The following is a 25,219-nucleotide window of genomic DNA, read 5'->3' as shown; positions in this document are numbered from 1 at the left end:
ATACATTGGAGACTTCATAAGGAATAAAGAAAATGTTAAGCGTTGAACAATACGAAAAGATACTCGACATTGAAAACATTCACTACAGTACTTTTTTTAGTCTCGATTGTCAGATGAACACGCTTGATATTCCCTGTAAGAAGCTGACGATCGCGCTTAGCGAAACGCAAAAACGACTTTTAATCTGCCTCACGCAAAAAATAAACAGCAAGAGAGAAATCATTAATATTGTCTGGTATGAAAACCATCAATGTGTCCGTGATAATAATTATCACCAGTTGGTGTTCCAAACGCGTGCGCTTCTGCAACGTAACCAGCTGCCAACCAATATTCTGATTACCGTTCCTTACTACGGCTTAAAAATAAATGAACCTCTTTTAAGAAAATTAGAAGAAGAGGCTATGAATACCGCCGCTTCCCCTCATACATTCCAGGACAACCTCACGGATAAAAACAACAGGCCGTCATTAAAGAAATGGCTATTGAATGCCATTCGCTAATCGTTGCTTTCGCATCATAATTCATGGGTTTTAGCATGAACTTATTCTCTGACAATGCGCCGATAACTGATTTAAAGCGAGTTGCATCACCACGTGCCCTCTATTTTGTAAGCGTCATCCTGCCGCTCGCCGCGCTGGGTTATGCGCTTAACTTCCCTACGCCTTCGCTTCTGCCTCCTCCCGAGGCTCCACAGCTGTCGGCTGAAACCGAGCCGGAGAGGACTCAGGATGGGTATACCAGTCTGTCGGTCATTTCATTATTTACCGCCCCGCGCAAGGACCTGGCCGTTCAACAGCAGGATGACAGTGATGAGCAACTGTTGCGGGCACCAGAAAGCACGCTACCGCTCAAGGTGACCGGATTGCTGAGCAGTAACGTTGATTCGCACTCTATCGCCATCATGCAGCAGAACCAGCAGCAGATCGCTCTGAGCATCGGAGACACGCTGCCCGGTACAACCGCAACCCTCGTGCGTATCTTTCCGCAGCGCGTAATTATTCGTCACCAGGGAAGGTATGAAGCCTTAACCCTGAAGTGATGACACCGAATTAAATCCAGGACTGCCTATGAAACTGATGAACTCCCACCGCCCAGCCAGCGCCAGGCGTTTGCCCCTTCTGCTGCTGATTTGCTCGCTATTCTCCTCCTCCGTGCAGGCGGAAGGCTATCAGGCAAGCTTTAAAAACACCGAGATCGAAGAGTTTATTAACACCGTAAGTAAATCACTCAATAAAACCATCATTATCGATCCGACGGTGAAAGGAAAAATTAGCGTCCGCAGCTATGAAACGCTCGATGCCGATCAGTATTACCAGTTTTTTCTCAGCGTACTAGAGGTCTACGGCTACACCGCGATCAGTATGGATAACGGCGTGCTTAAGATTATTCCCTCGAAAAGTGCCAAAGGTGCCGCCGTGCCGTTTGTCACGGGTGGGGCCAGCGTGAGCGGCGATGAGATCATTACCCGGGTTGTGCCACTTCAATTTGTCGCGGCTAAAGATCTGGCTCCGTTATTACGCCAGCTTAACGATGCGGCAGCAGGTAGCGTCGTTCATTACGACCCCAGTAACGTACTATTAATGACGGGCAGAGCGGCGGTCATCAGTCAGCTGATGGCCATCGTCGAAAATATCGATCTGCCTGAAGATACGACGGTTAACACCGTGAAATTACAGTGGGCATCAGCGCCTCAGGTCGCAGAGATCCTCAATTCAATCAAGGGTGATAACAAAACGGCAGGCGGTAATAAATCGTTCGCCAAAGCCGTTGCGGATACGCGTACCAATTCCGTGCTGCTTACCGGCGACGAGCTGGCACGCCAGCAGCTGATCGACGCGGCCAGAAATCTGGACGAGGAGAAAGACCACAGCAGCAACTCCAAAGTGTTTTATCTGAAACATGCCAAAGCGGAGAACCTGTTAGAGGTTCTGAGTGGCGTAAGCGGCTCTATACAGGATAAAGCAGAGTCTAAAACCGCCAGCCCTGTCGCGATGTCAAAAGACATTGTGGTGAAGGCCGACACCTATACCAACTCCCTGATTATCAACGCGCCACCGGACGTGATGGGCGATCTTGAAGATATCATTAACCGACTCGATATCAGCCGTGCACAGGTGCAGGTAGAAGCGATCATCGTTGAGGTTCAGGATGCTGACGGGCTGGCGCTGGGCGTTCAGTGGTTTAACCAACACGGAGGGGGAACGCAGTTTCCGGCAGCCGATGCGCCAGTCAGTCACCTGATTGGCAGCACCGTTGCCGAAACACTGAGCAAAACCAACGGTCTGGCTGCGGGCTTCTATCACGGTAACTGGGCCGGATTATTTAACGCGCTGCAAACCAACAGCCTGAATAATATTTTGGCCACGCCGAGTATTGTGACGCTGGACAACATGGAAGCCGAATTCACCGTTGGCCAGGACGTCCCTATTCTCACCGGCTCACAAACCACCAGCGGCGATGGCGTATTCAACTCGGTCGATCGTAAAAGCGTGGGTATCAAACTGAAAGTGAAGCCGCAAATCAACGAAGGCGACTCGGTGTTGATGGAAATTGAGCAGGAAGTCTCCAGCGTGGCAGAACAGAGTTCGGTCGATCCGCTGGGAGCCACCTTCAATACCCGCCTGGTCAAGAATGCGGTTCTGGTTCAAAGCGGTAAAACCGTCGTGGTCGGCGGGCTGCTTGATACCACACATAGCAATGTAGAGAGCAGCGTTCCGTTGCTAGGCAAAATCCCGTTCATCGGCGGGCTGTTCCGTTACACCTCTGATAAAAAAAGTAAACGCAACCTGATGCTGTTTATTCGCCCAACGATTATCCGTCAGCAGGACAGCTTTGATCTTACCAGCGGCGGCAAACTGAAAAACTTCCGCGAAACGCTCAGCGAAGAGGAAGGAGACAAACGCATCGGTAAAGCGATCGATGAGAATTTGTCCGGCAAGCAGAGCAATCAGGCGCTGATGGAAACACAGAAGCAGATCGCTGATTTTTATCGGAAACAGCCGCGATGAGCCAGGCATTATTTCCGTTCAGCTGGGTGCAGCAGCATAACGTGTTGCTGCTGCCGGAGGGGGGATCCACGGCCCTGTGCTTCCATGCGGGGAGCAGAATGACGGCCATTCTGGAAGCACGCCGCCATGCACCGGAGGCCAGCCTGACGTTGCTTTCTGAAGAGGTGTTTCTCCAGAAGATGAGCGATGCTTATCAACAGAATGCCTCTTCAACGCAGATGTTTGAAACGCTGGGCAGTGAGTTCGATCTCGATGAGCTGGTGGATGGACTACCGGAGGATAACGACCTGCTCGACAGCGATGATGGCGCGCCGGTTATCCGCCTGATTAACGCCATCCTCAGTGAGGCAATCAAAGAAGGCGCTTCCGATATTCATATCGAGCCATTCGAGAAAAAGCTAAGCGTCCGCTTTCGCATCGACGGCATGCTGCGCACCATTCTGTCGCCCCCGGCACAGCTCAGTCGCTACCTGTTATCGCGTATTAAGGTGATGGCAAAGCTCGACATTGCGGAAAAACGCATACCGCAGGATGGACGTATTTCTCTGCGCCTCGGCGGCAGAAATATCGACGTGCGCGTTTCGACCCTGCCCTCGCGTCACGGGGAGCGCATCGTGCTGCGCGTGCTGGATAAAAACGGACTGACGCTGAACCTGGCCGATATCGGCATGTCACCCCAGGCGGAGCAGGCGATGAATCGCCTGCTGAAAACGCCACATGGCATTCTGCTGGTGACCGGCCCCACCGGCTCTGGGAAAAGCACCACCCTGTACGCCGGGCTTAAGCTTATCCATAGCGACGATAAAAATATCATGACCATCGAAGATCCGGTGGAGTACGAGCTGGAAGGGATCGGACAGACGCAGGTCAACAGCAAGGTTGATATGACCTTTGCCCGTGGCCTGCGCGCCATTCTGCGCCAGGACCCGGACATCGTGATGATCGGGGAGATCCGTGACGGTGAAACCGCACAGATCGCCGTTCAGGCCTCCCTTACCGGGCATCTGGTGCTCTCCACGTTACATACCAACAGCGCTTTTGGTGCCATCGAGCGCCTGCGCGATATGGGGGTTGAACCCTTCCTGCTGGCCAACTCACTGATTGGCGTACTGGCCCAGCGTCTGGTTCGCCGGCTGTGCCCCGCCTGCCGTCAGCCGGGCGAGGCTACCGCTGCTGAATTGACCCACTTCCCACACAGCCCGACTCAATGCGTACCGCTGTGGCGCGCCGTCGGCTGCGAAAAGTGCAATCAAAACGGCTATCGGGGGCGCATCGGCATCTATGAGCTGTTGACCATTGATGATGCGCTGCGCCAGGCAATCGGCCAAAACAAAAGTGAAAAGGAACTTAGCCAGCTGGTCAACGCCGACTATTGCTCTTTGCAACAGGACGGGCTGCAAAAGGTGCTTAGCGGCATGACCACGCTCGAAGAAATCCTTCGCGTCACGCGCGAGGCACATTGATATGCGCTTTCGCTATCAGGCGCTCAATCAGCGCGGCGTCAAGGTACAGGGAGAAACCGAGGCCGACACGCCGCAGCAGGCACGCCAACGGCTGCGCGAACAGCAGCTCCAGCCGCTGCGCTTGCGCCCGGTAAAATCAGGTTCACTGCGTGCTGCCTCGTCATCCCGCCGTTCGCTGTCCGCCGGCGAGCGGGTCTTAATGACACGCCAGCTGGCAACGCTGGTCGGTGCGGCCTTACCGCTGGAACAGGCGCTGCTGGCGCTGGAAAAGCAGACGACCAGGCCGGCGGGGCGCACCATGCTGCACGCCATCCGCCAGAAGGTGCTTGAAGGCGCTTCGCTGGCGGATGCCGTTAGCCTCTATCCCGCCACCTTCCCCCCTCTCTATCAGGCGATGATCGCCGCGGGCGAAGCCTCGGGGAAACTGGATAACGTGCTGGAGCAGCTGGCCGATTACAGTGAAAAAACGCAGCAGATCAAAAGTAAGCTCACCCAGGCAATGATCTATCCCCTGCTACTGACGCTGGTTGCTATCAGCGTCATTACCATTTTGCTGACGGCAGTAGTACCGAGCGTGGTCGAGCAGTTTGTGCATATGAAACAGGCGCTGCCGCTTTCTACCCGTCTGCTGATGGCCATCAGCGAGATGACGCGCGCCGTTGGCCTGCCGGTACTGCTGGTTATGCTGCTGGCGGGGTTCTGCGCCCGCATCCTGCTGCGCCGCCCGACACAGCGTATGCGCTGGCACCGGGCCAAGCTGCGGCTACCGCTTATCGGGCGTATCGCGCTGAACCTCAACCTGGCGCGCTATGCGCGTACCCTCAGTATTCTCACCAACAGCGCCGTGCCGTTGCTGGAGGGCATGCACATCAGCGCCACGGTGTTGACCAATCTGTTTATACGCCAACAGCTCCAGCTCGCCGCGGAAAGAGTACGCGAAGGCACAACCCTGACGCTGGCGCTGGAACAGACAACGCTATTGTCGCCGATGATGGGCCACATGATCGCCAGCGGTGAAAGCAGCGGCGAACTGGACAGCATGCTGACCAAAGCGGCCGATATTCAGGACAGCGCCTTTCTCGGCCAGATGACGCTGGCAGTCAGCCTGTTTGAACCCCTGCTGGTGGTGGTGATGGCGGGCGTGGTGCTGTTTATCGTCCTGGCCATTTTGCAACCGATTTTACAACTTAACAGTCTGATAGGATAAATCACAATGGAACAATCAACCGCACGCCGCCGCCAGCAGAGCGGCTTCACCCTGCTGGAAATTATGGTGGTGATCGTCATTCTCGGCATTCTTGCCAGCCTGGTGATCCCCAGCCTGATGGGCAATAAGGACCGCGCCGATCGCCAGAAAGCCGTCAGCGACATTATTACCCTGGAAAACTCGCTGGACATGTACCGGCTGGATAATAGCCGCTATCCCACCACGGCACAGGGGCTGAAAGCGCTGGTCACCAAGCCCACGGCAGAACCGGTGCCGCGGAATTATCGTAGCGATGGCTACGTTCGCCGCTTGCCGCAGGATCCGTGGGGCAACGATTACCAGCTGGCCAACCCAGGCCAGCATAGCGCGCTGGATATTTTCTCTGCCGGTCCTGACGGCACGCCGCAAACCGCAGACGATATTACCAACTGGCAGCCTGAGGCCGAAGCGTTGTAATGCAGCGCCACGCCGGATTTACCCTACTGGAAGTCATGCTGGTTCTGCTGCTGTTAAGCGGTATCGCGCTGCTCGCCGTGGCGACCCTGCCGTCGGACAGTACCCGTCCCGAAGCCGAAAAACTGCTGGTGATGATGCGCTGGGCCGCTGGCCAGGCGCCGCTGGACGGGGCGGTGATCCGTTTAAGGATAGATCCACAGCGGGGTGATCTGGCACGTCTGGTGCCGGGAGAAAGCAAAGATGACACCCTTTTTAAAGGTTATCGCTGGCAACCGGTCGAAAACCGGCTGGCGCGTTATCAGCTACCGGCAGGCCTCTCTGTCACCCTCCACCAACAGGGAAAAATGGTGAAGCTGCCCGCTACGCTGCTGTTTCTTCCCGATGGTGACCAGCCGCCGTTTACCCTGCGGCTGAGCGGGCCAGACATGACGGCCAGCGAGATTGTTTCGGCTGAGGGTGAGATAACGCTGCGGGAGTTACCATGAAACAGCGGGGAATGACGCTACTGGAAGTGATGGTCGCATTAGCGATCCTGGCCATCGCCGGGCTGGCATTGATGAAAACGACCGGGGAACAGGTACGCAACCTGACCCTTCTCGAGCAGAAGCAGTTTGCTTACTGGGTGGCCGACAATCAGCTGGCTGAACGTTATCTGGAGCGTACCTGGCCTGCACAGCAGTGGCTGTACGGCACCAGCGTCATGGCAGAGCAGCGCTGGTTCTGGCGCTGGCGAGGAGTCAGTACCAGCGACCCCAAAATCCGTGCGCTGGAGATTGAGGTACGTTCAGACAAAAACAGTCAGCATGCTATCGCCACCCTACACAGTTGGCAGGTAAAGGAATAATGCAGAAACAACGAGGATTCACGCTGATCGAAATGATGCTGGCGCTGGCTATCTTTGCGCTGCTCGGCCTGATGGGATATCAGATACTGCAAGGGGTCATGCGCAACGGTGAACTGACACGTGAGCACGTTACGCGGCTGGAAGAGATGCAGCGCCTGTTCTCACTGCTCGACCGCGATATCTCGCACGCCATGATCCCGGCACAGGATGAAACGATTTCAGGCACGCGGCCAGCCTTTATCAGCAACAGGCCTGAAGCCCTACTCCAGTTAACTCGCCGTAACGCGACGTTGCCCGGCTCCACGCTGCCCCGCTCAACCCTACAGGCAATCCGCTGGCGGCTGGCAGACCAGCAGCTTATACGTGAAACCGTGGAAGACAATGCGATCACCGCGCGCTTTAACGAGATTGAAAAGGTCACCCTGCGTTACTGGTCAGCGGGGAGATGGTCGCCCCAATGGCGCGCCGCATTTTCACTGCCGCAAGCGATCGAGGTGACCCTGAATACCACGCATTACGGCAAACTAAGCCGGGTCATTATCGTGAGTGGGGTAGACTGATGCCAAGATCGCAACGCGGAATGGCTATGCTGGTGGTCCTGCTGACGATCGCCATTATGGCGCTGCTGGCCACCACCGCTAACCAGTATGGCATGCAGGCATTGGCGCGTGCAGAAAGCAGCCAGGCGTTCCAACAGAGCAAATGGGATCTGTTGAGCGCTGAACGCTGGTTTCTCAACTCGCAGCCGCTGCAAAAGCCGCAGTTAGTGGTACGCCAGCGTCAGTTTGGCGAGCAGCTGATCCAATTTGAACTGCTGGACCACCAGGCATGCTTTAACCTCAATACGCTACTGCCGCAAAGGGTGACAGACCCGGCGCTACAGGTTCCACCGCCAATGGCGCATCAGGTATTTGTGCATATGCTAAGCAATCTGGGCATGGCACGACCGCAGGCTGAAGCCCTGATGCAGCAGGTGATTTCCCTCGTCAAACCCGATCCGCTAGTCAATAAATGGCGTCTGTTCGATGAAATCAGCCAGATAAAACGGCTGCCGACGGTCACGCCCGACCTTTGGCGTCAGCTGCAACCCTTACTGTGTGCGGTCCCTGAAACGAATATTGCCATCAATATTAACGGGTTGACCGACAGGCAGTTACCCCTGATGCGGGCACTGTTTGCCAATACGCTGTCAATAAAACAGGTTCAGTCCCTGCTAGATTCGCGTCCGCCACAGGGATGGGCGGATCTCAGCGCATTAATCAAACCCCTCAACATGACAACTATCGGCCCGGCTATCGCCCTGCTGCAAAGCGTGCTGGCGACCCGAAGCGATCGCTACGAGCTGCTGATGTGGAGCAACCACCCGACGATATTTGCCGCACTGCGCAGTCGTATCCAACACCAGGATGGACAATACCGGATCACCGCACGTCTTCATGGATTAAGCGAGTAATTAAGATGGCAAAAAAAATACCTAAAAACAGTGGGATACTCTGTTTTTATTTTAGCGGGCAGCCGCGCAATACGCTGTGCTGGGAATACCGCAGCGCCAGCGGAGAATTTCGCAGCGGCACGGAGGACGATCCGATCCCCGGCGCGAAGAAAGACAGGGTGTGGCTGGCGATCCCCGCCGAGCAGTGTCTGTTTTATTGCGTGACCGGCGGCAAGATGTCGGCGGAAGCGTTGAAATGGCAGCTGGAGGGGACCGCGCTGGGTGATGTCGACACATTGCATCTCACCGTGCTGGCGCGTACCGCACAGGAAAATCACCTGGTGGCCGTTGATCCTCCCAGGCTACAGGCCGCCCTTGATGCGGTTAAGCAGCGTGGTTTTACCCCAGACTACGCGCTACCAGACGTCTTAATGTTGCCACATGGCCAGGCTTTCCGCCTTGATGAGCAGTGGCTGGCGCGCACCGAACCGTTCAGCGGCGTCAGCGTAGCCGTGGCCGATCTGCCGCTGCTTGCTGCCCAAGACAGTGCGCTTTGCGAGCGCGTTAAGGAGCATGAAACGTGCGGCCGATTAACGGCAGAGGCTGAAAAAATCAGCCTGCCGTCACTGCTGCACGGTGGTTTCAGCCCTGCGGTAAACTGGCGTAACGGCTTACGTAGCCTGACCGCCGCACTGTTCCTCTCCGGATGCTGTTTGTCGGCGATCCCGCTTTATCATGGCTGGCAGCTAAACCTAGCCGCCGACCGGTTCAGAGAGCAGACGCTGCAACACTATCAGCACTATTTTCCACAGGAGCGACCGGCAAAGCCCGCACAGGCATTGCTGGCACACATACATCAGAAAGAAACCCATAAGCCCACCGCCGGCCTGCTGGTACTTCTGACGGAATGCTCGGCCCTGCTCTCAAACATCAAAGAAATCCCGCTGCAAACGCTGGAGTGGGATGCTAAACGCCAGCAGCTAAGTTTACACTTCGCCAAAGTGATACCGGCGGATAACGAGCTGATCACGCCGGAGGGCTATCAACTGGCCAGACAAGGCGACAGCAGCATTATTATTAGTAGGAAACCATGAATAAAAAACGTCTCAACTTTTGGCAAAGCAGGCAACCCCGCGAGCGCTGGCTGCTGATGCTTTGCCTGTTCGGTGCCATCGTCGCCGGATCCTACATCGCCAGAGAACAGGCGGTAGCCTGGCAGCTGCGGGCGGAGAACCAACTGCAACAGCGTCAGCTTGAATGGCAGCAGATCCGTCAGCTGGAAGGCCGGATACAGGCGGTACTGGCCCGCCAGCCGGAAAAAAAACCTGCCCTTGCACAGCTGAATACGCTGCTGCCACAGGGCTTAGCCCTGCAACAGACATCGGACGACACCTGGACCGCGGCCAGCGGGCAGGTCTCGCTGGCATCGTTATTAAACTCACTGGTGAAGCTGGAGCAGCGCTACGCGCTGCAACCGTCGCGTTTGCTTATTGAACAAAAGGGGACTCAACTGCAGCTGGTTCATATGGAACTCAATCGTGATCGATAGCGGCTTTTACTGGCTGTTATTGGCCTTGCTGGGGGCCGCAACAGGGAGCCTGCTTAACGTGGTGACCTGGCGTCTGCCGCTGATGATCGGTGCGGATGCGCCGCCGGGGTTCAACCTGTGGCTACCGGCTTCACACTGCCCGGGGTGTAAAACTACGGTGCGCTGGCGCGACAATATTCCGCTCCTGAGCTGGCTGCTGCTCAGGGGGCGCTGCCGCCATTGCCAGCGACGAATATCCCGCCGCTATCCTCTGACCGAGTTCGCTACGCTACTGCTGACGCTGGCGCTCGGCTGGCTTTTTCCCCCCGGAACCTTATTACTGGCGGTGCTGCTGTTTAGCTGGCTATTACTGGCGCTGGTATTAATTGATGCCGAACATCAGCTGCTGCCCGATGCGCTGACGATGCCGCTGTTGTGGATTGGCCTGTCGGCCAATTTACTGGGGTGGCTTCGAGGCCCCGGCCTGGCGGCGGCCGTCATCGGGGCAATCGCGGGTTATTTGACCCTGGCGCTGCTGGCGCAGGGTTATCGCCTGCTGTCAGGTAAGGACGCACTTGGGCTGGGGGATGCGAAGTTACTGGCTGCCCTGGGCGCATGGCTGGGTTGGCAGCAGCTGCCGGTGCTGCTGCTGCTGGCTTCGATTAGTGGAATAACCTGGGTGCTGTTGACCCATTTGCTGTTCCGGCGATCGCTCAATGCGCCGCTGCCATTCGGCCCCTTTCTTAGCGCCGCAGGTTTAATACTGCTGATCTGCGCGAATGGCTATAGGTTTTTCTGGATATACTGACTATCAGACCATCATGCGGCCTGATAGTCAGGCCGACACATTGTTAAAACGCTTACTTTTCAACGCTTCCTTGCCGCTGCATCACTCCCCCTACCGCCCGCCGTATGCTTATTTTTGTGCATACTGGATAAAAGGAACGACTGCCTGATTCAGGGCTGCGCATTTAACCGACTGCGATGGGCTGTCCGCGTCCAGCGCACTGATACGCGTGGAAACCTGTTGAGCAAACTGCTGGCGGAAGTTCCGGTCGACCGTCCATCCGCGCTCTTTAGCAAGGTCCAGCGCCTTATTCACTAATATCACCTTGTCAGGAATATCACCCCGGTGACAGTTTTGCTTTAACCAGCTGGCGGAAGCCACCAGCGAAGAGAGTTGTGCCAGCTGGCTGGTTACCGGGATAGCGGCAGGTTTACTACTCTGTGAGCTTTGACAGCCGACTAAGGTCAACAAGGGCAGTAATAGAATAGTACTTAGGATTTTAATACTCATAATCATCACATCAGATAAAAGATAAGCAATTATACCTTTATCGTTATTTTCCGGTGTTTTAATAAGGTAATTTAAGTTTTTATAAGAAAACCGTTAAATAAGATGCTCCCAAAAAAATCAACACGCTGAATTTTACAATGAAAGCAGGATGACAGAGATATAACGTATTCTAAGAATCATTAAGTACCGCACCAGCTAACTTCCCCCTATTCTTCACTGGCTTAGCTGCAGTTGCAGTTACGGCTAAAGGCATGGATTATCCGGCCTCTATTTTTATATTAGCAAATACGGAATAGATGAAATTATGAAATTTAACAAACTCGCTCTTGCCATTACTACCTTATTAGTCAGTGGGAGTGTGTTAGCACACGGTTATATCACCACCCCTCCTTCTCGTGACACCATGTGCAAGATGTCAAAGAACAACACTGAGATCTGCGGCGACCAGGTTCAGTACAATACTTCATCGATTGGTGAATCGCCTAAAGGCTTCCCGGGTAATATCAATACGCCGCCAGATGGTAAACTTCCAAGCGGTACGGGTAGTGCTGCACCAATGAGCGAAAAACTTAACCTGCAAACTGCCGACATGTGGGCCAAAAGCCCAATTAAGGCAGGGGAGTACAAATTCACATGGGAAATTACCGCACCGCATAAAACCACCAACTTCAACTACTTTATTACCAAGCAGGGCTGGGATGCCAATAAGCCGCTGACGCGCGACTCATTTGAAACCGTGCCGTTCTGTGTGAATGAGATGAACGGAGTTGCACCATTACTGGGCGCGGTCAGCCATGACTGCGTACTGCCTGAACGTACCGGTTATCAGGTTATTTATGCCGCATGGGAAATCTCGGATACGGGTAATACCTTCTACAAAGTTATCGATGTCGACTTCGGCAACGCCATTCCTTCTGAATTTCCAAAATCAGTTGGCGAAATTAACCCAACTATCGATCTTAAAGCAGGTGACACCGCCTCTGTCCGCGTATTTGAAGACACGGAAAAGTCGAGCGCTGGCGTAACTCTGAAGATCAACAGCGATGCCGAAGGTAAAAAAGAGGTCTGGAGTAAGGCGTTGGCTGAACTGATCAACAAAGAGTATAAAGACGTGCGTGCCGGAATTCTCAACGAGGATGGCACCGTGGAACCGGCCGCTGGCAGAAACAACATTTATGCCAAGAAAGATTCCGCAATCTCGGCTATTCACCTGGAGCTTGAAACCGAACAGGTTGCGCCTCTGGAGCTGGAAGTTAACAAACTCAAAAAAGAGTACAAGCTGACTGACGGCGCGGTGAAGATCGATGTGACGGGAAGCGCAACGCCTGAGTCGAAGGTTACCGCAGAGCTTATCAGCAAAACGCGTAAACAGGGCAAACTCGAGACTGCGGTCGTGGGTGCCGATGGTAAATTTAAACTGTTGCTTGAAGGTTCCAATCTGAAAGCCGGCATTTCTTCGGTGGTTGTTAAAGCCACTACCCAGAATGGCGCTGCTCCTAAGCAGGATACCCAGAATGTGAAGCTGACCGCAAATGCGGGCGGCGGCAACGTTGAGGCAGAATTTACCTACCCTGAAGGCATTGAAAAGTACGTGTCCGGAACGACAGTGCAGCAGGCTAAAAACGGCAAAGTCTATCAGTGTAAAGAAGGTGCGGTCGCTGGCTGGTGCCGGATCTACTCTAGCAGCGCTAACCAATTTGAGCCAGGCGTAGGCTCAAACTGGCAGGACGCATGGAACGAAGTGGGCGCAGCTAAAAAAGCTCACTAAGTTATCCCTGATATTCCATCATTATCTGGCCGCAACAGGGGCCAGATAATGATGTTCATCCACGCCCTGTCCGCATTTGCGGGCGGGGCGTTTTTTTATTCATCCTACGGTCCTCTGCCTGCCGTATTTCCTTTAATAGCGCCTGCCTGAAAAATGCGTTGTGCGCTGAACAGGATAGAGACAACCGCGGGTGCCCGCTAATGATACGGATGGATAATGAGCTGAAGAGCAGGGTGCGAGGCTGGAACCTATCAAGCCGGCTAAGCCGACGCGGAACGCGTTTATCGCAAGGTTTAACAGCACGTACCGGACAGAAGAACTGGATTGTTACCTGGTCAAACGCTGAACGAAACACGGAGGATCGCGGAACGCTGGCTGGCTGGCTGAATGAATACAACAGCGAGCGTCCTCATGAGTTCCTGAATAACCTGACGCCGGAAGAATACCGGCTGATAAAGCGAAAATCTCAAAAAGTGCGTGGAACTCAAGCTGAAATACATACACGCAGCGCCAGCCAGAATAAAGCTGGCGAAAGCCGTGATTTATTCCGGGGCGGTATAAGCCGCAAAGCGCTTATGCAGCTTTTGCAACTTGGGAGGAATAACGGCAAGACAGTAACGATTTCCCTGCCCTTCTCCAGCCCAGTAATCCTGATGATAATCTTCTGCCGGATACCAGGTCGAATGGGCTTCAATGGTGGTCACTATTGCGTCGTTGTGCTCACTCTGGGCGCGTGCAATGGCCATTTTTGCTTCTTCCAACTGTTCCTCGCTGACCGGGAATATGGCCGAACGATACTGCGTGCCGATATCATTTCCCTGGCGGTTGAGCTGGGTCGGATCGTGGGTGGCAAAACTGATATCCAGCAGGTCGCCGAAGCTGACCTTTTCCGGATCAAAACCAATGCGGATGGCTTCAGCATGCCCCGTATCACCACCGCACACCTGTTTGTAAGTGGGATTTTCTGTGTGTCCTCCGATATAACCACTCTCAACGGATACCACGCCATGAATCTGTTTAAATACCGCTTCAGTACACCAGAAGCAGCCTCCGGCAATGATTGCGTATTCTGTCGCCATTTTTTACTCCTTTTGCCTAAAATTCTGCTGATTCGCTATTGAGTTCATATCAGCTTTGGCTATTTGTCACGCCAGGTCAACACGTTTTTAGCCAACCGCACCACGGTTGATATTCTATCGAGGTCATTAAGATCTTCATCGTTCAGGAAGACGCAGACCACCACAAAAATAAAAAAGTGCCATCCATAATGGGGTGACGTACAGGATGTCGAACGTTCTTTTAAACGCAGTGAACCGGCATTCAGGGCTTCAATTCACGGGGCAGGCGCTCGGCTGTCGCCATCAGGCAGAACCGATTCCCCTTATGATTTCACTCATGCCTGGTGGCCAGCAACGTTTTCATCGCCTGTAAATTGACAGAGCGCGTGCCCTTGCGCCATACCAGCCAGATAGAAATGTGCCCCATTCCCTCACCGAGAGGCCAGGCGTTAACGCTGTCTCGTCCGGGCATACTTTCCAGCATGCTGGCCGGGATCAGCGCCAGCCCGGCACCGGCGCTGACGCAGGCGAGAATACCGTGATACGACTCCATCTCGAAAATTTTTCCGGGAACGGCATGGGTGCGAGCAAACCAGTTTTCAAACAGGCGGCGGTATGAGCAGTTGGCGCGAAAGGCGTAGATGGTCGAGCCGGAAATGCCGGAGGCATCGGAAACCGGCGGATGATTGAGCGCGCCGATCAGCACCAGCTCCTCGGCGAAAACCGGCATCCCTTCCAGCTGCGGGTGCTTAGGCGGCCCGTCAACAAACGCCGCGCTGTACCGGCCGGCCAGCACGCCGTCAATCATCTCGCCCGAAGGCCCGGTGGACAGATCCAGACCGACCTGCGGCCAGCTCTGATGATAGCGTGCAATTAGCGGTGGCAGCCTGACGGCAGCGGTGCTTTCAATGGCGCCCAGCGTGAAAATACCCGCGGGCTGCTGGCCTGAGACGCTCTGTTTCGCCTCCTCTGACAGCGCAAGAATACGCTGACTATAAGCGAGAAACGTTCTGCCGCTGTCCGTGATATGCAGACGCAGCTTTTCGCGCCGAAACAGCTCGCAGCCAAGTTCTTCCTCAAGCTGCTTCAGACGGGTAGAGATATTGGACGGTACCCGATGCAGCTTTTCCGCCGCCGCGCTAACGCTGCCCTGTTCGGCTATCGCACACAATATCTCCAACTGTGTCAGATCCATATCATTCTCTTTTTGAGATAGTAATTTTCTCTATTATTCATTTTAAAAGAATCATTCGCAAGATTATGATCGGCGCTATGCTGAGTCATGGCGCAACGGACGCTGGCTTTCCACTTATTCTGTTTTTTGATAAGGCGGTAATGATGAAAAACGTTTCTTCTGCGGCAGCGGTTTCCCGCAATCCGGCCACGGGCGACGAGCTTGCCCGCTATCCATTTGCCAGCGGCGATGAAGTCGACAGCGCGCTGGCATTAACCGATAGCGCATTTCAACGCTGGCGTCATAGCGCCATCAGCGAGCGCGTGACGCTGCTGCGCAACGTGGCGGGTGCCCTGCGTCAGCAGGCGCGCGAGCTGGCGGAGATGATGACTCGTGAGATGGGCAAGCCTGTCGATCAGGGGCTGGCTGAGGTCGAGAAAAGCGCCGGGCTGTGCGAATGGTACGCTGAACACGGCCCGACTTTCCTTCAGCGTGAGCCGACCCTGGTCGAGGGGAACAAAGCCTTTGTCGACTACCTGCCGCTGGGGCCGGTTCTGTCGGTGATGCCGTGGAATTTTCCCATCTGGCAGGTGCTGCGCGGGGCTGTGCCCATTCTGCTGGCCGGCAACAGCTACCTGTTGAAACCGGCACCTAACGTGATGGGATGCGCGCTGTTACTTCAGAAAACCCTGATCGGTGCCGGCGTACCGGAAGGGCTTTTTGCGGTGGTGAACGCCGATAATGACGGCGTGGCGCAGGCAATTAACGATCGGCGTATTGCCGCCGTGACCGTAACCGGCAGCGTGCGCGCCGGTGCGGCAATCGCTGCCCTGTCCGGTGCGGCGATAAAAAAATGCGTGCTGGAGCTGGGTGGCTCCGATGCCTTTATCGTGCTGGCGGATGCGGATATTGATGCTGCGGTAAAAGGGGCAATTGCGGGCCGCTTTATGAATAACGGTCAGCTGTGTATTTCCGCGAAGCGCATTATCGTGGAAGCGTCGGTGTTCGACGCGTTCCGGGATAAGTTTGTCAACGCCGTTAAAGAGATGAAAATCGGCGACCCGCGCGAACCCGGCACCTGGATTGGCCCGATGGCACGCTACGATCTGCGCGACGAGCTGGATGCTCAGGTACAGGCCACGCTGAAGGAAGGAGCCACCCTGCTGCTTGGCGGCCATGTTCTGCCGGGCGAAGGTAACTATTATGCGCCGACGGTGCTCAGTGGCGTGAAGCCAGGCATGACCAGCTTTGCACAGGAGCTGTTTGGTCCAGTGGCTTCGCTGATCGAGGCTGATGATGCTGAACACGCGGTGGCAATGGCGAATGACTCGGAGTTCGGCCTCGGCGGCAGCCTGTGGAGCCGCGACCTTGCCGTGGCGCAAAAGCTGGCGTCACGTATCGAGACCGGCGGCGTCTTTATTAACTCGCCGAGCTTCTCCGATCCGCGCGTTCCGATCGGCGGTGTGAAGAAAAGCGGCTTTGGTCGTGAGCTGTCTCACTTTGGTCTGCGTGAGTTTACCAATACTCAGACGGTGTGGATGGAAGAGTAACCGCTGACCTGACGACTTCCCTCTTCTCATTGAGGAGGGGGAAGTCCAACAGCCGACGCTTATCGCATCTCTGGCCATGATACGGTTGGAATGCCGTTAAGCTTTGGCTTTGCAAACAGAAATCCCTGGAATTTGCTGATACCGGCGGCTTCCAGCCACATCCACTCTTCCGCTTTTTCTACCCCTTCCGCGATCTCCAGCGAAGAGCAGCATTTGATGATCGCCTGAACAATGGCCTGTTTCGGTCCGCTTTGGTGTATATCGCTGATGATATGACGGTCAATTTTTATCTTGTCCGGCTGGAATCTTGCCAGCAGCAACAGGCCTGCTGAACCGGCGCCAAAGTCATCTATCGCCAGACTGATGCCTGCCGCCTTCAGCTGCTTTAATGCCGTTTCAAGGGCGTCGATACTGGAAATAACCTCATTTTCAGTGACCTCAATCACTATCTGTTCGGGAACCAGACCGTTGTTGCGGATCTCCTGCAACAAAAAATCCACCGCATCAGGAACGTCGACCAGCGCCATCGGCAACAGGTTGATGGATAAAGTGATCCCCTCAATCCCCATTCTTTGAGCCATGCTGAAAACGTGCTTTTTCGACTTTAGATCCGTTTCGTATACTTTATCCGGCGGTAACTGCGCAAAATACGCCAGCGGAGACCCGCCATCCGCACTGCGCAGTAAGGCTTCAATGGAGACAATCTTCCGGGAAAGGGGATCGATTATCGGTTGAAAAGCAAAGGTCAGGCCGTCGGCGGAAGAAACTGCCGTCTCTTCGAATACCGGATGATCATCCGGGATGAATTCCCAGAGGTCTGCCGGAGGAATTTCGAAGTAGTTTTCCTTTTCCGTAGTCTCAATGAAGGTGCGGAGGAACTGCAGCGCCCTGTCATCATAGGTAAGATTAAACTTTGACGTTCCTCTGTCGAGGACGGCCTGAAGCACGGACTCCTTGTCATGCTTTCTCAGGTCGAAAAGCTCCATGCCCGCGTTGCCAAACCGACGTAGCGGGGCATAATCGCGCATAAGCTTGACCACATTATGATGCCGGGGATCTTTGCAGATATGTTCGTAGAGGGTATTCACCGCCGCTTCCGGGCCTTCCAACACCTGAAAAAAATGGGTGCCGTTGAAAAGCAAAATGCCGGTGATGTGCAGTGAGCCGTTCACTTTATTGGCTTTTTCTGCCAATCGTGCAAGTGATTTCACCGGGACATCATCAGAAAGGTGGCTGCGGTAGATGAGCGTTGACAACATAAAATATTCCCGGCGTTAACGTGAGTGGCGCACACATTACCAGATATCTTCGGGGCATTGTCTACCGCTATTTTACTTGTGAGAAAATTTCATCGGTTTGTCCAACGCAAGTACGGTGATACGCCACACCGCAGCCTGTTTTCAGACCATGGGGGCAGCAGGATGATTATTTTCTCTGCCTGTTATTCCAGGGGTTATCGGCCGGCGGCTGCGGCTCGGTGGTGTGGGCATCGTTTAGCGAAGCCAAATAGAGATCTTCGACCTCTTTGCGCGCCCACGGCGTGCGGCGCAGAAACTTCAGGCTGGATTTAATGCTAGGATCGCTCTTAAAGCAGTTAATGTTGATGCGCTTTGCCAGCTGCTCCCAGCCAAAACGCGCGACCAGCCTATTGAGCAGCGCTTCCAGCGTGACGCCATGTAACGGGTCTTTTGCAGAGGGATTTGTCATGGTTTCTTCCAGTGGTTCGGCACGAATGGCGCACACCTTACTCAGGGTGAGTGGCTTATGCAACTGCGGTTGTGCTCCGGGCCTGTATGTGAATAAAGAACCGCATGGTCCAGTGCTGTTTTTAGCCAATTTCGCACCGCTCTGGACACAACCGTCATTCTGTCACATTCCGTTGGCTTTCCTGCCCAGTGACTCACACCGTAACCGCGGTGTGATCAGAAGCCTTTTCCTGCTTTCAGCGGCCCGCGGCAATTATCGCCAAATGGCTAAACCCCCGCAGTTCAAGCTCCGTCGCCGCTTTTGCCGCCCGGAGACCGCTGGCACAGACCAGCACGATACGGCGGTCGGTGGGGGGCTGCCAGTCTGACAGCTGCTGAGGCAGAACCCGCTGCACGGCATCGGTCACGCTGTCCGGTGCCTCATCCACGCTACGCAGTTCCACCACACAGTCTTGTGCCGTCAGCAAATGGCGATCGATAAACGGCACCGGCGGCTGGTCAGGCTCGGTGGCGGAATCAAAACGAAACGGGCGAAAATGCCACTGCACAAAGTCGCAGTTGACCAGACAACCCAGCGGAGAAGGCGAGAAGTTCAGCAGGATACTGAGCGCCATCTGCGCCTGCATTGCGCCCAGCGTGGCAACCGCTGGCCCCATTACCCCGGCAGTATTGCAGTTCGCGGCGGAACCCGGCAGCTGCGGAAAAAGGGCGCGATAGCTGGGCGCGCCAGCACAAAAGCCGCCCACGTAACCCCGGCGGCCCAGCACGGAAGCGCTGACCAGCGGAATATGATGCGCCAGACAGGCATCGGAGAGCTGCCAGGTCAGGGCAAAGTTGTCGGCGGCGTCGATAGCCAGGTCGATGCCATCAAGCGCGGCCTCCGTGGCGCTGGCCGTCAGGGCGTGGGGACGTGCATCCACCACGCATTCAGGATTACGAGTGGCCAGCGCGCGCCGGGCGCAGAACACCTTCTCCTCACCGATATCCTGCATACCGTACAGCGTCTGGCGATGCAGGTTATGCTCTTCAACCCTGTCGCCATCATACAGGCGCAGATAGCCAACGCCGGCTGCTGCCAGCAGCGGCAGCAGCGCTGAACCCAGACCGCCCGCGCCGATGACCAGGACACGCGCCTGGGCCAGGCGCTGTTGCCCGCTTTCGCCGATTTCCGGCAGCATGGATTGTCGTTGATAACGACTCATGATTTACCACTCCTGTGAGCTAAACTGCGCCATACCAAAGATCGGCGTTGAGGCCGTTGCCATATCTCGCCGCTCGATCAATCCCGCACCGCGTGCGTCATAGCCCGCACGAATGGCCGCTGCAAACGCCTGCGCCATACGCCGCGGGTCCTGTGCCTTAGCCACTGCGGTATTCAGCAGGATGGCATCAAACCCCATCTCCATCGCCAGGGCGGCCTGGCTTGGCGAACCGATGCCCGCGTCAATAATCAGGGGAATATCTTTGAACCATGAACGCATGGAACGCAGCCCCTCAATATTGCGCAGCCCCTGCCCGGAGCCAATCGGTGCGCCCCACGGCATCAGCAGTTCACAGCCAGCCTCCAGCAGCTTTTCTCCAAGGATCAGGTCTTCGGTGGTGTAGGGGAAGACCTGAAACCCGTCGGCGCACAGAATGCGTGCCGCTTCCACCAGGGCAAACGGATCCGGTTGCAGCGTGTCGGCATGACCAATCACCTCCAGCTTTATCCAGCGGGTATTGAACAGCTCACGCGCCATATGGGCCGTGGTGACCGCCTCTTTCACCGTATGACAGCCTGCCGTGTTGGGTAAAATGCGTTTGTTCAGCTGCGTCAACAGCTCGCGGAACGCGCCGCCCTGACCGCCTTCGCGGCGCAGGCTAACGGTAATAATTTCACTTTTTGAAGCCTCCGCTGCCTGCTGCAGGATCTGCGGCGAGGGGTAGCCGGCGGTGCCGAGTAAAAAACGCGATTGCGGCACGAAGTCGTAAAACATGTTTCAGCCTCCCTGCATCGGCGATAGCACTTCCAGCTCACACCCTTCTGTCAGCGGCTGTGAGTCGTACTGCGATCGCGGCACAAACTGGCCGTTGACGGCGCTGGCGATACAGCCTGCATCGATCTGCCGTTCACGCAGTAATTCCGCCAGGGTACGGGCGTGGGTATCGATCGAGCTGCCGTTAAGTTGAATGTTCAAATCAGGTTCTCCTGCGTCAGTTGTTGCATCAGTTTCTCCGCCATCATCGGCGCGAGAAGAAATCCGTGTCGGTACATGCCGTTGAGATACCAGGCACCGTTGCGATGACGAACTTCAGGAATATTGTCAGGCCAGGCCGGACGCAGCCCCGTACCGCTCTCCACGATCCGCGCCTCTGCCAGAGCCGGATGGATGCTGTACGCCGCGCTCAGCATTTCCATCATGGCACGGGCGCTGATCGGGCTGCCGTCGTGGCTCTCTACCATGGTGGCGCCCAGCATAAAACGCCCTTCCGCACGCGGCACCAGGTAGCAAGGAAAGCGCGGATGAAGCAGGCGGATCGGGCGTGAGAACTGGACGTCATCGCAGTGCAGGATGAGCATTTCGCCGCGAACGGCACGCAGGCCGGGCAGCTCAGCGGCCGCGTGAATGCCGCGACAGTCAATTATCCGGCCCGCCGGCGGTCCGTGATGAAAGTTGACGCCAGCGCGTTGTAATTTCTCACGCAGCTGCTGCATGGCGTGACGCGGGTCGAGATGGGCCTCACCAGAGAAAAAAAGTCCACGAGCGAAGCGTCCTGCCAGGTCCGGCTCCAGAGCATCGGGCGCGACCCACTGGTGAGCATGAGTCATGCGGGCGAAGCGCGTCAGTTCAGGGGCATCGCGCGGCGGAGCCACCACCAGAGTACCTCGATGTTCCACTCCGTCAACGCGGGCGGACCACCACGGCGCCGAGCGCTGGCCGAGTTCAACCACCTCTGGCGGCGCGCTTTCACCTTCACACCAGGGCGCGAGCATGCCGCCCGCCAGGTGTGATGCCGGCTGATGCTGCCTATCGACGATCACTTCCAGTGATGCGCCCCGCTCGGCGAGGAGAGTAGCGATACAAAGCCCGGTAACGCCATCGCCGATCACTGACCAGCGACTCATGATGTAGGGTTTCCGGGCGACGGAATAAAAGCTGCGGATGGTGTCACGTAAGCCTCTCAAATCATGCGGAGACCCGTGATACAGGAAGGGAAAAGGCGAAAGCGCTGTGGGATCGTGCTCTCGCGGCAGGTATCTTCAGGATCGGCAAGATACGAGTCTTCCTACGCCAGTATCATCTGGGTCAGGTTCTAAGGGTCGCTAAGCCGCGAAAATCGCTATTAGCCTCTCAGTCTCTTTGGCGAGACTCCCCTGACAGGTACTAGTTGTATTTTACCAGGGGCCTGCCGTCAAGCCGCAGGCCCTTTTTTTCGCCGTTATTATCCGTACGATCTACCATAACATCCGTTGCGCATCGGGCGTGAAAAGCCGCTTAGTTCGCGGCTTTCAGGCACGATCAATAGTGATAACGGCAGGAGGCGATGAGTAAAGAATCATCGCTGACGGCGTAGACCAGCCGATGCTCGGAAGTGATCCTTCGAGACCAGAAACCAGCCAGGTTATGTTTCAGAGGCTCAGGCTTCCCTTTTCCTTCAAAAGGTATCCTGCTGGTATCCTTAATGAGCTCATTTATCTTTTTTACCGTTCTTTTGTCCGCTTCCTGCCAGTTAAGATAGTCTTCCCATGCTTCAGCGGACCATGTCAGCTTCACTCAATGATGTCCCTTTCTACACCTTTACCGCTTTGCAGGCTTTCTACGGAGTCGATAAGCCTGCGCGCATTCTTGGGCGATCGAAGGAGATAAGCGGTTTCTTCGAGGGAATTATATTCTTCGAGAGACATCAGCACGCATGATTCACCGTTCTGGCGGGTGATCAGCACAGGTGACCTGTCCTCGACTGTCTGAAGCATTGTTGCAGACAGATTTTGCCTTGCTTCGCTGTAACTTATCGCTCTCATGTATGCCCTCTCATCAAACAGACAAGTCATTGTACAATCATCATTGTAAACCATTTTGGTTTACATTGCTTTGTCTGCGCATTGGATCATAACACCCGTTGCGAATTGAACATGAGCAAGCCCGTAGTACGGGCTTCAGTCGTAGACAGCGCATCGATGGCCGATAGAGCCAGAATCCCCCAACACGTCAGGCCCATTTTTTATTAAATGACGATCGGATAAGTCGCAGGACGTGAAGATCGCAGAATTTTTTTTATTTGAATGCGCGATCAATAAAAACTATCATTTATCCCCTTACGCAAAGAATTTTCTTCCTAAGCGAGGTTTTCTAACAAAAGTTACAACGATAAACTAAGATATTATACGACTGATATCCTGGTGGTTCTCCCAGTGTGATTAGCGGATATACGGCGGTTTTAACCCAATATGCGCTAATGCGCGCTTTGCAGAGCTTAATCCAGGATTTTTCTTTTTGAGCATTTTTTCGGAGATATTATGCCGACCACTGAAACACCAGAAAAGCTCCAGAGAGATCGCATTAATCCCGTGGTTTTCTACACTTCAGCAGTACTGATCCTGCTGTTTTCTCTGACAACCATTCTGTTTACCGATTTTTCCGATCGCTGGATTAATCGTACCCTTAACTGGGTTTCCAATACCTTCGGCTGGTATTATTTACTGGCTGCCACGTTGTACATTGTGTTCGTTATCTTTATGGCCTGTTCACGCTTTGGCTCAATAAAGCTCGGGCCGGAACAGTCGAAACCTGAATTCAGCCTGATGAGCTGGGCTGCAATGCTATTTGCTGCCGGGATTGGTATCGATCTGATGTTCTTCTCAGTGGCTGAACCGGTGACCCAGTACATGATGCCGCCGGAAGGCCAGGGGCAGACGCTGGAGGCGGCGCGCCAGGCGATGGTGTGGACCCTGTTCCATTACGGCCTGACGGGCTGGTCGATGTATGCGCTGATGGGTATTGCCCTCGGCTACTTCAGCTACCGCTATGGCCTGCCGCTGACTATCCGCTCCGCGCTCTATCCCATCTTCGGTAAACGAATCAACGGTCCTATCGGGCATACGGTGGATATCGCCGCGGTGCTGGGCACTATCTTCGGCATTGCCACCACCCTCGGTATCGGCGTGGTACAGCTTAACTACGGGCTGAAGGTGCTGTTCGACGTGCCTGAAGGCCTGACGGCGCAGGCCGGACTGATCGTTCTTTCAGTAATAATGGCGACGATTTCAGTCACCTCCGGCGTGAATAAGGGTATCCGCTTTCTGTCGGAGCTGAACGTCCTGCTGGCCTTTGGTTTGATCCTGTTCGTGCTTTTCGTCGGCGATACCAGCTTCCTGCTCAACGCGCTGGTGCTTAACGTGGGTGATTATATCAACCGCTTTATGGGCATGACGCTCAACAGCTTTGCATTCGATCGCCCGACAGAATGGATGAACAACTGGACGCTGTTCTTCTGGGCCTGGTGGGTTGCCTGGTCGCCGTTTGTCGGACTGTTCCTGGCGCGTATCTCCCGTGGCCGTACTATTCGCCAGTTTGTGCTTGGTACGCTCACCATTCCGTTTATCTTCACCCTGTTGTGGCTGTCGATTTTCGGTAACAGCGCGCTGAACGAGATCATCCACGGTAACCTGGCACTGGCACAGGAAACGCTGGCGCACCCTGAGCGCGGCTTCTACAGCCTGCTGGCGCAATATCCTGGCTTCACGTTTAGCGCCTCTGTCGCCACCATCACCGGCCTGTTGTTCTATGTCACCTCGGCGGATTCCGGCTCGCTGGTGCTGGGGAACTTTACCTCCCATCTGACAGACATCAATAATGATGCGCCGAACTGGCTGCGTATTTTCTGGTCGGTGGCAATTGGCGTGCTGACACTGGGTATGCTGATGGTGAACGGCGTGACGGCGCTGCAGAAAACCACGGTGATCATGGGGCTGCCCTTCAGCTTCGTCATCTTTTTCGTGATGGCTGGACTGTATAAATCGCTAAGGGTTGAAGACCATCGCCGTGCCAGTGCGACGGTAAATACGCCGCCGGTTCCTGTATCACGCGATGACCGTCTGAACTGGAAACAGCGTATTTCGCGCGTGATGAACTACCCGGGAACCACCCATACACGCAAGATGCTGGACACTGTGTGCCGCCCGGCGATGGAAGAGGTGGGGCGCGAACTGGAGCGCCGTGGCGCGAAAGTACAGGTCAATGAGATCCCGGCGGTAGATGACGAACGACTGAACCATCTTGAACTGCTGGTCGATTTGGCCGATGAACAGAGCTTCCTCTATCAGATTTGGCCACAGTGTTACTCTGTACCGGCATTTACCTACCGTGCACGCAGCGGTAAGTCTGACTACTTCCGTCTGGAAACCTTCCTGCTGGAAGGTACACAGGGCAACGACCTGATGGACTACACGAAAGAGCAGATCATTAATGATATTCTCGATCAGTATGAACGTCATCTGACCTTCCTGCATATCCACCGGGAAGCGCCAGGCAATAGCATGCCTTTCCCTGATGCCTAAAATTCTCCTCGCCCTTCGGGGCGAGGATGAACCTGCCGACGGGTTTCCTGCCGTATTTAGCAACCTGAAATATCATCTTTTCATAAAATAATGAGATGAGAAATTAAGGTGACAGATTAAAAATGGGGCGGTGAAAGTCGTTAAATCAAATGAACGGCGGCTGCCCTTTCGAGCTTAAACTCACCGTTAA

27 protein-coding genes, 1 pseudogene and 1 riboswitch are annotated in these 25,219 nt (G+C 55.0%); of the genes and pseudogenes, 17 read left to right on the top strand and 11 right to left on the bottom strand.

Features of this window, described 5'->3' with window-relative positions:
- Window positions 1–32 precede the first annotated feature (32 nt).
- Genes ETA_RS05070 through ETA_RS05010 form a run of 13 tightly spaced genes read left to right on the top strand, consistent with a single transcriptional unit; the run spans window position 33 to window position 10,746 of the window.
- Window positions 33–500: a winged helix-turn-helix domain-containing protein gene (locus ETA_RS05070; protein WP_012440542.1), complete on the top strand. Its 468-nt coding sequence runs from the start codon at window positions 33–35 to the stop codon at window positions 498–500.
- 35 nt (window positions 501–535) lie between these two features.
- A complete protein-coding gene (locus ETA_RS05065) occupies window positions 536–1,039 on the top strand; it encodes a type II secretion system protein N (protein WP_012440541.1) in 504 nt (167 codons plus the stop codon).
- Window positions 1,040–1,067: 28 nt separating this feature from the next.
- Window positions 1,068–3,008 (top strand): type II secretion system secretin GspD, encoded by a 1,941-nt coding sequence (gene gspD / locus ETA_RS05060; protein ID WP_012440540.1) that lies wholly within the window; start codon window positions 1,068–1,070, stop codon window positions 3,006–3,008.
- Window positions 3,005–4,471 carry a type II secretion system ATPase GspE gene (gene gspE / locus ETA_RS05055; RefSeq protein WP_012440539.1) on the top strand — a complete coding sequence of 489 codons (1,467 nt, stop codon included), beginning with the start codon at window positions 3,005–3,007 and terminating at the stop codon, window positions 4,469–4,471. The genes gspD and gspE overlap by 4 nt, the downstream gene beginning before the upstream one ends.
- A gap of 1 nt (window position 4,472) precedes the next feature.
- Window positions 4,473–5,678, top strand: a complete 1,206-nt coding sequence (gene gspF, locus ETA_RS05050; protein ID WP_012440538.1) for a type II secretion system inner membrane protein GspF — start codon at window positions 4,473–4,475, stop codon at window positions 5,676–5,678.
- A 6-nt stretch (window positions 5,679–5,684) separates the two neighbouring features.
- Complete coding sequence (gspG, locus tag ETA_RS05045) at window positions 5,685–6,134, top strand: type II secretion system major pseudopilin GspG (protein WP_012440537.1); 450 nt, start codon at window positions 5,685–5,687, stop codon at window positions 6,132–6,134.
- Window positions 6,134–6,619, top strand: a complete 486-nt coding sequence (locus tag ETA_RS05040) for a prepilin-type N-terminal cleavage/methylation domain-containing protein (RefSeq protein ID WP_012440536.1) — start codon at window positions 6,134–6,136, stop codon at window positions 6,617–6,619. Before gspG ends, ETA_RS05040 begins: the two co-directional genes overlap by 1 nt.
- The gene (gene gspI / locus ETA_RS05035; protein ID WP_012440535.1) at window positions 6,616–6,978 is read left to right on the top strand and encodes a type II secretion system minor pseudopilin GspI; all 363 of its coding nucleotides are present in this window, start codon (window positions 6,616–6,618) and stop codon (window positions 6,976–6,978) included. Before ETA_RS05040 ends, gspI begins: the two co-directional genes overlap by 4 nt.
- Window positions 6,978–7,538 carry a type II secretion system minor pseudopilin GspJ gene (gene gspJ, locus ETA_RS05030; RefSeq protein ID WP_012440534.1) on the top strand — a complete coding sequence of 187 codons (561 nt, stop codon included), beginning with the start codon at window positions 6,978–6,980 and terminating at the stop codon, window positions 7,536–7,538. The genes gspI and gspJ overlap by 1 nt, the downstream gene beginning before the upstream one ends.
- On the top strand, window positions 7,538–8,431 hold the full coding sequence (gene gspK, locus ETA_RS05025; protein WP_012440533.1) for a type II secretion system minor pseudopilin GspK: 894 nt from the start codon (window positions 7,538–7,540) through the stop codon (window positions 8,429–8,431). Before gspJ ends, gspK begins: the two co-directional genes overlap by 1 nt.
- A gap of 5 nt (window positions 8,432–8,436) precedes the next feature.
- Window positions 8,437–9,504: a type II secretion system protein GspL gene (gene gspL, locus ETA_RS05020; RefSeq protein ID WP_012440532.1), complete on the top strand. Its 1,068-nt coding sequence runs from the start codon at window positions 8,437–8,439 to the stop codon at window positions 9,502–9,504.
- Window positions 9,501–9,959: a type II secretion system protein gene (locus ETA_RS05015; RefSeq protein ID WP_012440531.1), complete on the top strand. Its 459-nt coding sequence runs from the start codon at window positions 9,501–9,503 to the stop codon at window positions 9,957–9,959. The genes gspL and ETA_RS05015 overlap by 4 nt, the downstream gene beginning before the upstream one ends.
- Window positions 9,949–10,746 (top strand): prepilin peptidase, encoded by a 798-nt coding sequence (locus ETA_RS05010; RefSeq protein WP_012440530.1) that lies wholly within the window; start codon window positions 9,949–9,951, stop codon window positions 10,744–10,746. The genes ETA_RS05015 and ETA_RS05010 overlap by 11 nt, the downstream gene beginning before the upstream one ends.
- Before the next feature lie 108 nt (window positions 10,747–10,854).
- Here ETA_RS05010 and gspS read toward each other — a convergent pair whose 3' ends face one another.
- Window positions 10,855–11,235, bottom strand: a complete 381-nt coding sequence (gene gspS / locus ETA_RS05005) for a type II secretion system pilot lipoprotein GspS (protein ID WP_042959260.1) — start codon at window positions 11,233–11,235, stop codon at window positions 10,855–10,857.
- A 304-nt stretch (window positions 11,236–11,539) separates the two neighbouring features.
- Here gspS and gbpA point away from each other — a divergent pair, with 304 nt between their 5' ends.
- Window positions 11,540–13,003, top strand: a complete 1,464-nt coding sequence (gbpA, locus tag ETA_RS05000) for an N-acetylglucosamine-binding protein GbpA (RefSeq protein ID WP_012440528.1) — start codon at window positions 11,540–11,542, stop codon at window positions 13,001–13,003.
- A 182-nt stretch (window positions 13,004–13,185) separates the two neighbouring features.
- Window positions 13,186–13,496, top strand: a pseudogene (locus ETA_RS19870) (integrase core domain-containing protein); the annotation flags it as partial.
- A 49-nt stretch (window positions 13,497–13,545) separates the two neighbouring features.
- On the opposite strand, the gene msrA reads toward ETA_RS19870, so the two are convergent.
- Together msrA and ptrR are read right to left on the bottom strand one after the other, a co-directional pair.
- Window positions 13,546–14,082: a peptide-methionine (S)-S-oxide reductase MsrA gene (gene msrA / locus ETA_RS04995; RefSeq protein WP_012440527.1), complete on the bottom strand. Its 537-nt coding sequence runs from the start codon at window positions 14,080–14,082 to the stop codon at window positions 13,546–13,548.
- A 310-nt stretch (window positions 14,083–14,392) separates the two neighbouring features.
- Window positions 14,393–15,256, bottom strand: a complete 864-nt coding sequence (gene ptrR, locus ETA_RS04990) for a putrescine utilization regulator PtrR (RefSeq protein WP_012440526.1) — start codon at window positions 15,254–15,256, stop codon at window positions 14,393–14,395.
- Window positions 15,257–15,396: 140 nt separating this feature from the next.
- On the opposite strand from ptrR, the gene ETA_RS04985 reads away from it, so the two are divergent.
- Entirely contained in the window at window positions 15,397–16,785 is a 1,389-nt protein-coding gene (locus tag ETA_RS04985) for an NAD-dependent succinate-semialdehyde dehydrogenase (RefSeq protein ID WP_012440525.1), read from the top strand.
- Window positions 16,786–16,844: 59 nt separating this feature from the next.
- On the opposite strand, the gene ETA_RS04980 is transcribed toward ETA_RS04985, so the two are convergent.
- From ETA_RS04980 to yefM, 8 genes are all read right to left on the bottom strand, one after another.
- A complete protein-coding gene (locus ETA_RS04980; RefSeq protein ID WP_012440524.1) occupies window positions 16,845–18,044 on the bottom strand; it encodes a diguanylate phosphodiesterase in 1,200 nt (399 codons plus the stop codon).
- A 166-nt stretch (window positions 18,045–18,210) separates the two neighbouring features.
- The gene (locus ETA_RS04975) at window positions 18,211–18,492 is read right to left on the bottom strand and encodes a VF530 family protein (RefSeq protein WP_012440523.1); all 282 of its coding nucleotides are present in this window, start codon (window positions 18,490–18,492) and stop codon (window positions 18,211–18,213) included.
- A gap of 235 nt (window positions 18,493–18,727) precedes the next feature.
- Window positions 18,728–19,693, bottom strand: a complete 966-nt coding sequence (locus ETA_RS04970; RefSeq protein ID WP_012440522.1) for a ThiF family adenylyltransferase — start codon at window positions 19,691–19,693, stop codon at window positions 18,728–18,730.
- 3 nt (window positions 19,694–19,696) lie between these two features.
- Window positions 19,697–20,467, bottom strand: coding sequence for a thiazole synthase (locus tag ETA_RS04965; RefSeq protein WP_012440521.1), 771 nt, complete (start codon window positions 20,465–20,467; stop codon window positions 19,697–19,699).
- Between the two features lie 3 nt (window positions 20,468–20,470).
- Complete coding sequence (gene thiS, locus ETA_RS04960; RefSeq protein WP_012440520.1) at window positions 20,471–20,668, bottom strand: sulfur carrier protein ThiS; 198 nt, start codon at window positions 20,666–20,668, stop codon at window positions 20,471–20,473.
- Window positions 20,665–21,597, bottom strand: a complete 933-nt coding sequence (locus ETA_RS04955) for an FAD-dependent oxidoreductase (RefSeq protein ID WP_042958674.1) — start codon at window positions 21,595–21,597, stop codon at window positions 20,665–20,667. Before ETA_RS04955 ends, thiS begins: the two co-directional genes overlap by 4 nt.
- Before the next feature lie 141 nt (window positions 21,598–21,738).
- Window positions 21,739–21,858, bottom strand: a riboswitch (TPP riboswitch).
- A 133-nt stretch (window positions 21,859–21,991) separates the two neighbouring features.
- On the bottom strand, window positions 21,992–22,246 hold the full coding sequence (locus ETA_RS04950; protein WP_012440518.1) for a Txe/YoeB family addiction module toxin: 255 nt from the start codon (window positions 22,244–22,246) through the stop codon (window positions 21,992–21,994).
- Window positions 22,243–22,494 carry a YoeB-YefM toxin-antitoxin system antitoxin YefM gene (yefM, locus tag ETA_RS04945; RefSeq protein WP_042959259.1) on the bottom strand — a complete coding sequence of 84 codons (252 nt, stop codon included), beginning with the start codon at window positions 22,492–22,494 and terminating at the stop codon, window positions 22,243–22,245. The genes ETA_RS04950 and yefM overlap by 4 nt, the downstream gene beginning before the upstream one ends.
- A 495-nt stretch (window positions 22,495–22,989) precedes the next feature.
- On the opposite strand from yefM, the gene ETA_RS04940 reads away from it, so the two are divergent.
- Complete coding sequence (locus ETA_RS04940; RefSeq protein ID WP_012440517.1) at window positions 22,990–25,029, top strand: choline transporter; 2,040 nt, start codon at window positions 22,990–22,992, stop codon at window positions 25,027–25,029.
- The last annotated feature ends 190 nt before the right edge of the window (window positions 25,030–25,219 follow it).

Source organism: Erwinia tasmaniensis Et1/99, assembly GCF_000026185.1.
In the GTDB taxonomy this organism is placed as follows: Bacteria; Pseudomonadota; Gammaproteobacteria; order Enterobacterales; family Enterobacteriaceae; genus Erwinia; species Erwinia tasmaniensis.
Note: the sequence above shows the minus strand (reverse complement) of the source record. Positions and strands in the feature narration are given on the sequence as shown.

Excerpts from the sequence above, each read along its gene's own strand:
- gspI (WP_012440535.1), top strand. The coding sequence starts at position 6,616 with ATGAAACAGCGGGGAATGACGCTACTGGAAGTGATGGTCGCATTAGCG.
- ETA_RS04975 (WP_012440523.1), bottom strand. The coding sequence starts at position 18,492 with ATGACAAATCCCTCTGCAAAAGACCCGTTACATGGCGTCACGCTGGAA.
- ETA_RS04980 (WP_012440524.1), bottom strand. The coding sequence starts at position 18,044 with ATGTTGTCAACGCTCATCTACCGCAGCCACCTTTCTGATGATGTCCCG.
- gspK (WP_012440533.1), top strand. The coding sequence starts at position 7,538 with ATGCCAAGATCGCAACGCGGAATGGCTATGCTGGTGGTCCTGCTGACG.
- gspG (WP_012440537.1), top strand. The coding sequence starts at position 5,685 with ATGGAACAATCAACCGCACGCCGCCGCCAGCAGAGCGGCTTCACCCTG.
- gspS (WP_042959260.1), bottom strand. The coding sequence starts at position 11,235 with ATGAGTATTAAAATCCTAAGTACTATTCTATTACTGCCCTTGTTGACC.
- gspF (WP_012440538.1), top strand. The coding sequence starts at position 4,473 with ATGCGCTTTCGCTATCAGGCGCTCAATCAGCGCGGCGTCAAGGTACAG.
- gspE (WP_012440539.1), top strand. The coding sequence starts at position 3,005 with ATGAGCCAGGCATTATTTCCGTTCAGCTGGGTGCAGCAGCATAACGTG.
- ETA_RS04970 (WP_012440522.1), bottom strand. The coding sequence starts at position 19,693 with ATGAGTCGTTATCAACGACAATCCATGCTGCCGGAAATCGGCGAAAGC.
- ETA_RS04965 (WP_012440521.1), bottom strand. The coding sequence starts at position 20,467 with ATGTTTTACGACTTCGTGCCGCAATCGCGTTTTTTACTCGGCACCGCC.
- ETA_RS04955 (WP_042958674.1), bottom strand. The coding sequence starts at position 21,597 with ATGAGTCGCTGGTCAGTGATCGGCGATGGCGTTACCGGGCTTTGTATC.
- gbpA (WP_012440528.1), top strand. The coding sequence starts at position 11,540 with ATGAAATTTAACAAACTCGCTCTTGCCATTACTACCTTATTAGTCAGT.
- ptrR (WP_012440526.1), bottom strand. The coding sequence starts at position 15,256 with ATGGATCTGACACAGTTGGAGATATTGTGTGCGATAGCCGAACAGGGC.
- gspJ (WP_012440534.1), top strand. The coding sequence starts at position 6,978 with ATGCAGAAACAACGAGGATTCACGCTGATCGAAATGATGCTGGCGCTG.
- ETA_RS05015 (WP_012440531.1), top strand. The coding sequence starts at position 9,501 with ATGAATAAAAAACGTCTCAACTTTTGGCAAAGCAGGCAACCCCGCGAG.
- ETA_RS04940 (WP_012440517.1), top strand. The coding sequence starts at position 22,990 with ATGCCGACCACTGAAACACCAGAAAAGCTCCAGAGAGATCGCATTAAT.
- ETA_RS05040 (WP_012440536.1), top strand. The coding sequence starts at position 6,134 with ATGCAGCGCCACGCCGGATTTACCCTACTGGAAGTCATGCTGGTTCTG.
- ETA_RS04985 (WP_012440525.1), top strand. The coding sequence starts at position 15,397 with ATGATGAAAAACGTTTCTTCTGCGGCAGCGGTTTCCCGCAATCCGGCC.
- yefM (WP_042959259.1), bottom strand. The coding sequence starts at position 22,494 with ATGAGAGCGATAAGTTACAGCGAAGCAAGGCAAAATCTGTCTGCAACA.
- msrA (WP_012440527.1), bottom strand. The coding sequence starts at position 14,082 with ATGGCGACAGAATACGCAATCATTGCCGGAGGCTGCTTCTGGTGTACT.
- ETA_RS05070 (WP_012440542.1), top strand. The coding sequence starts at position 33 with ATGTTAAGCGTTGAACAATACGAAAAGATACTCGACATTGAAAACATT.
- gspL (WP_012440532.1), top strand. The coding sequence starts at position 8,437 with ATGGCAAAAAAAATACCTAAAAACAGTGGGATACTCTGTTTTTATTTT.
- gspD (WP_012440540.1), top strand. The coding sequence starts at position 1,068 with ATGAAACTGATGAACTCCCACCGCCCAGCCAGCGCCAGGCGTTTGCCC.
- ETA_RS05065 (WP_012440541.1), top strand. The coding sequence starts at position 536 with ATGAACTTATTCTCTGACAATGCGCCGATAACTGATTTAAAGCGAGTT.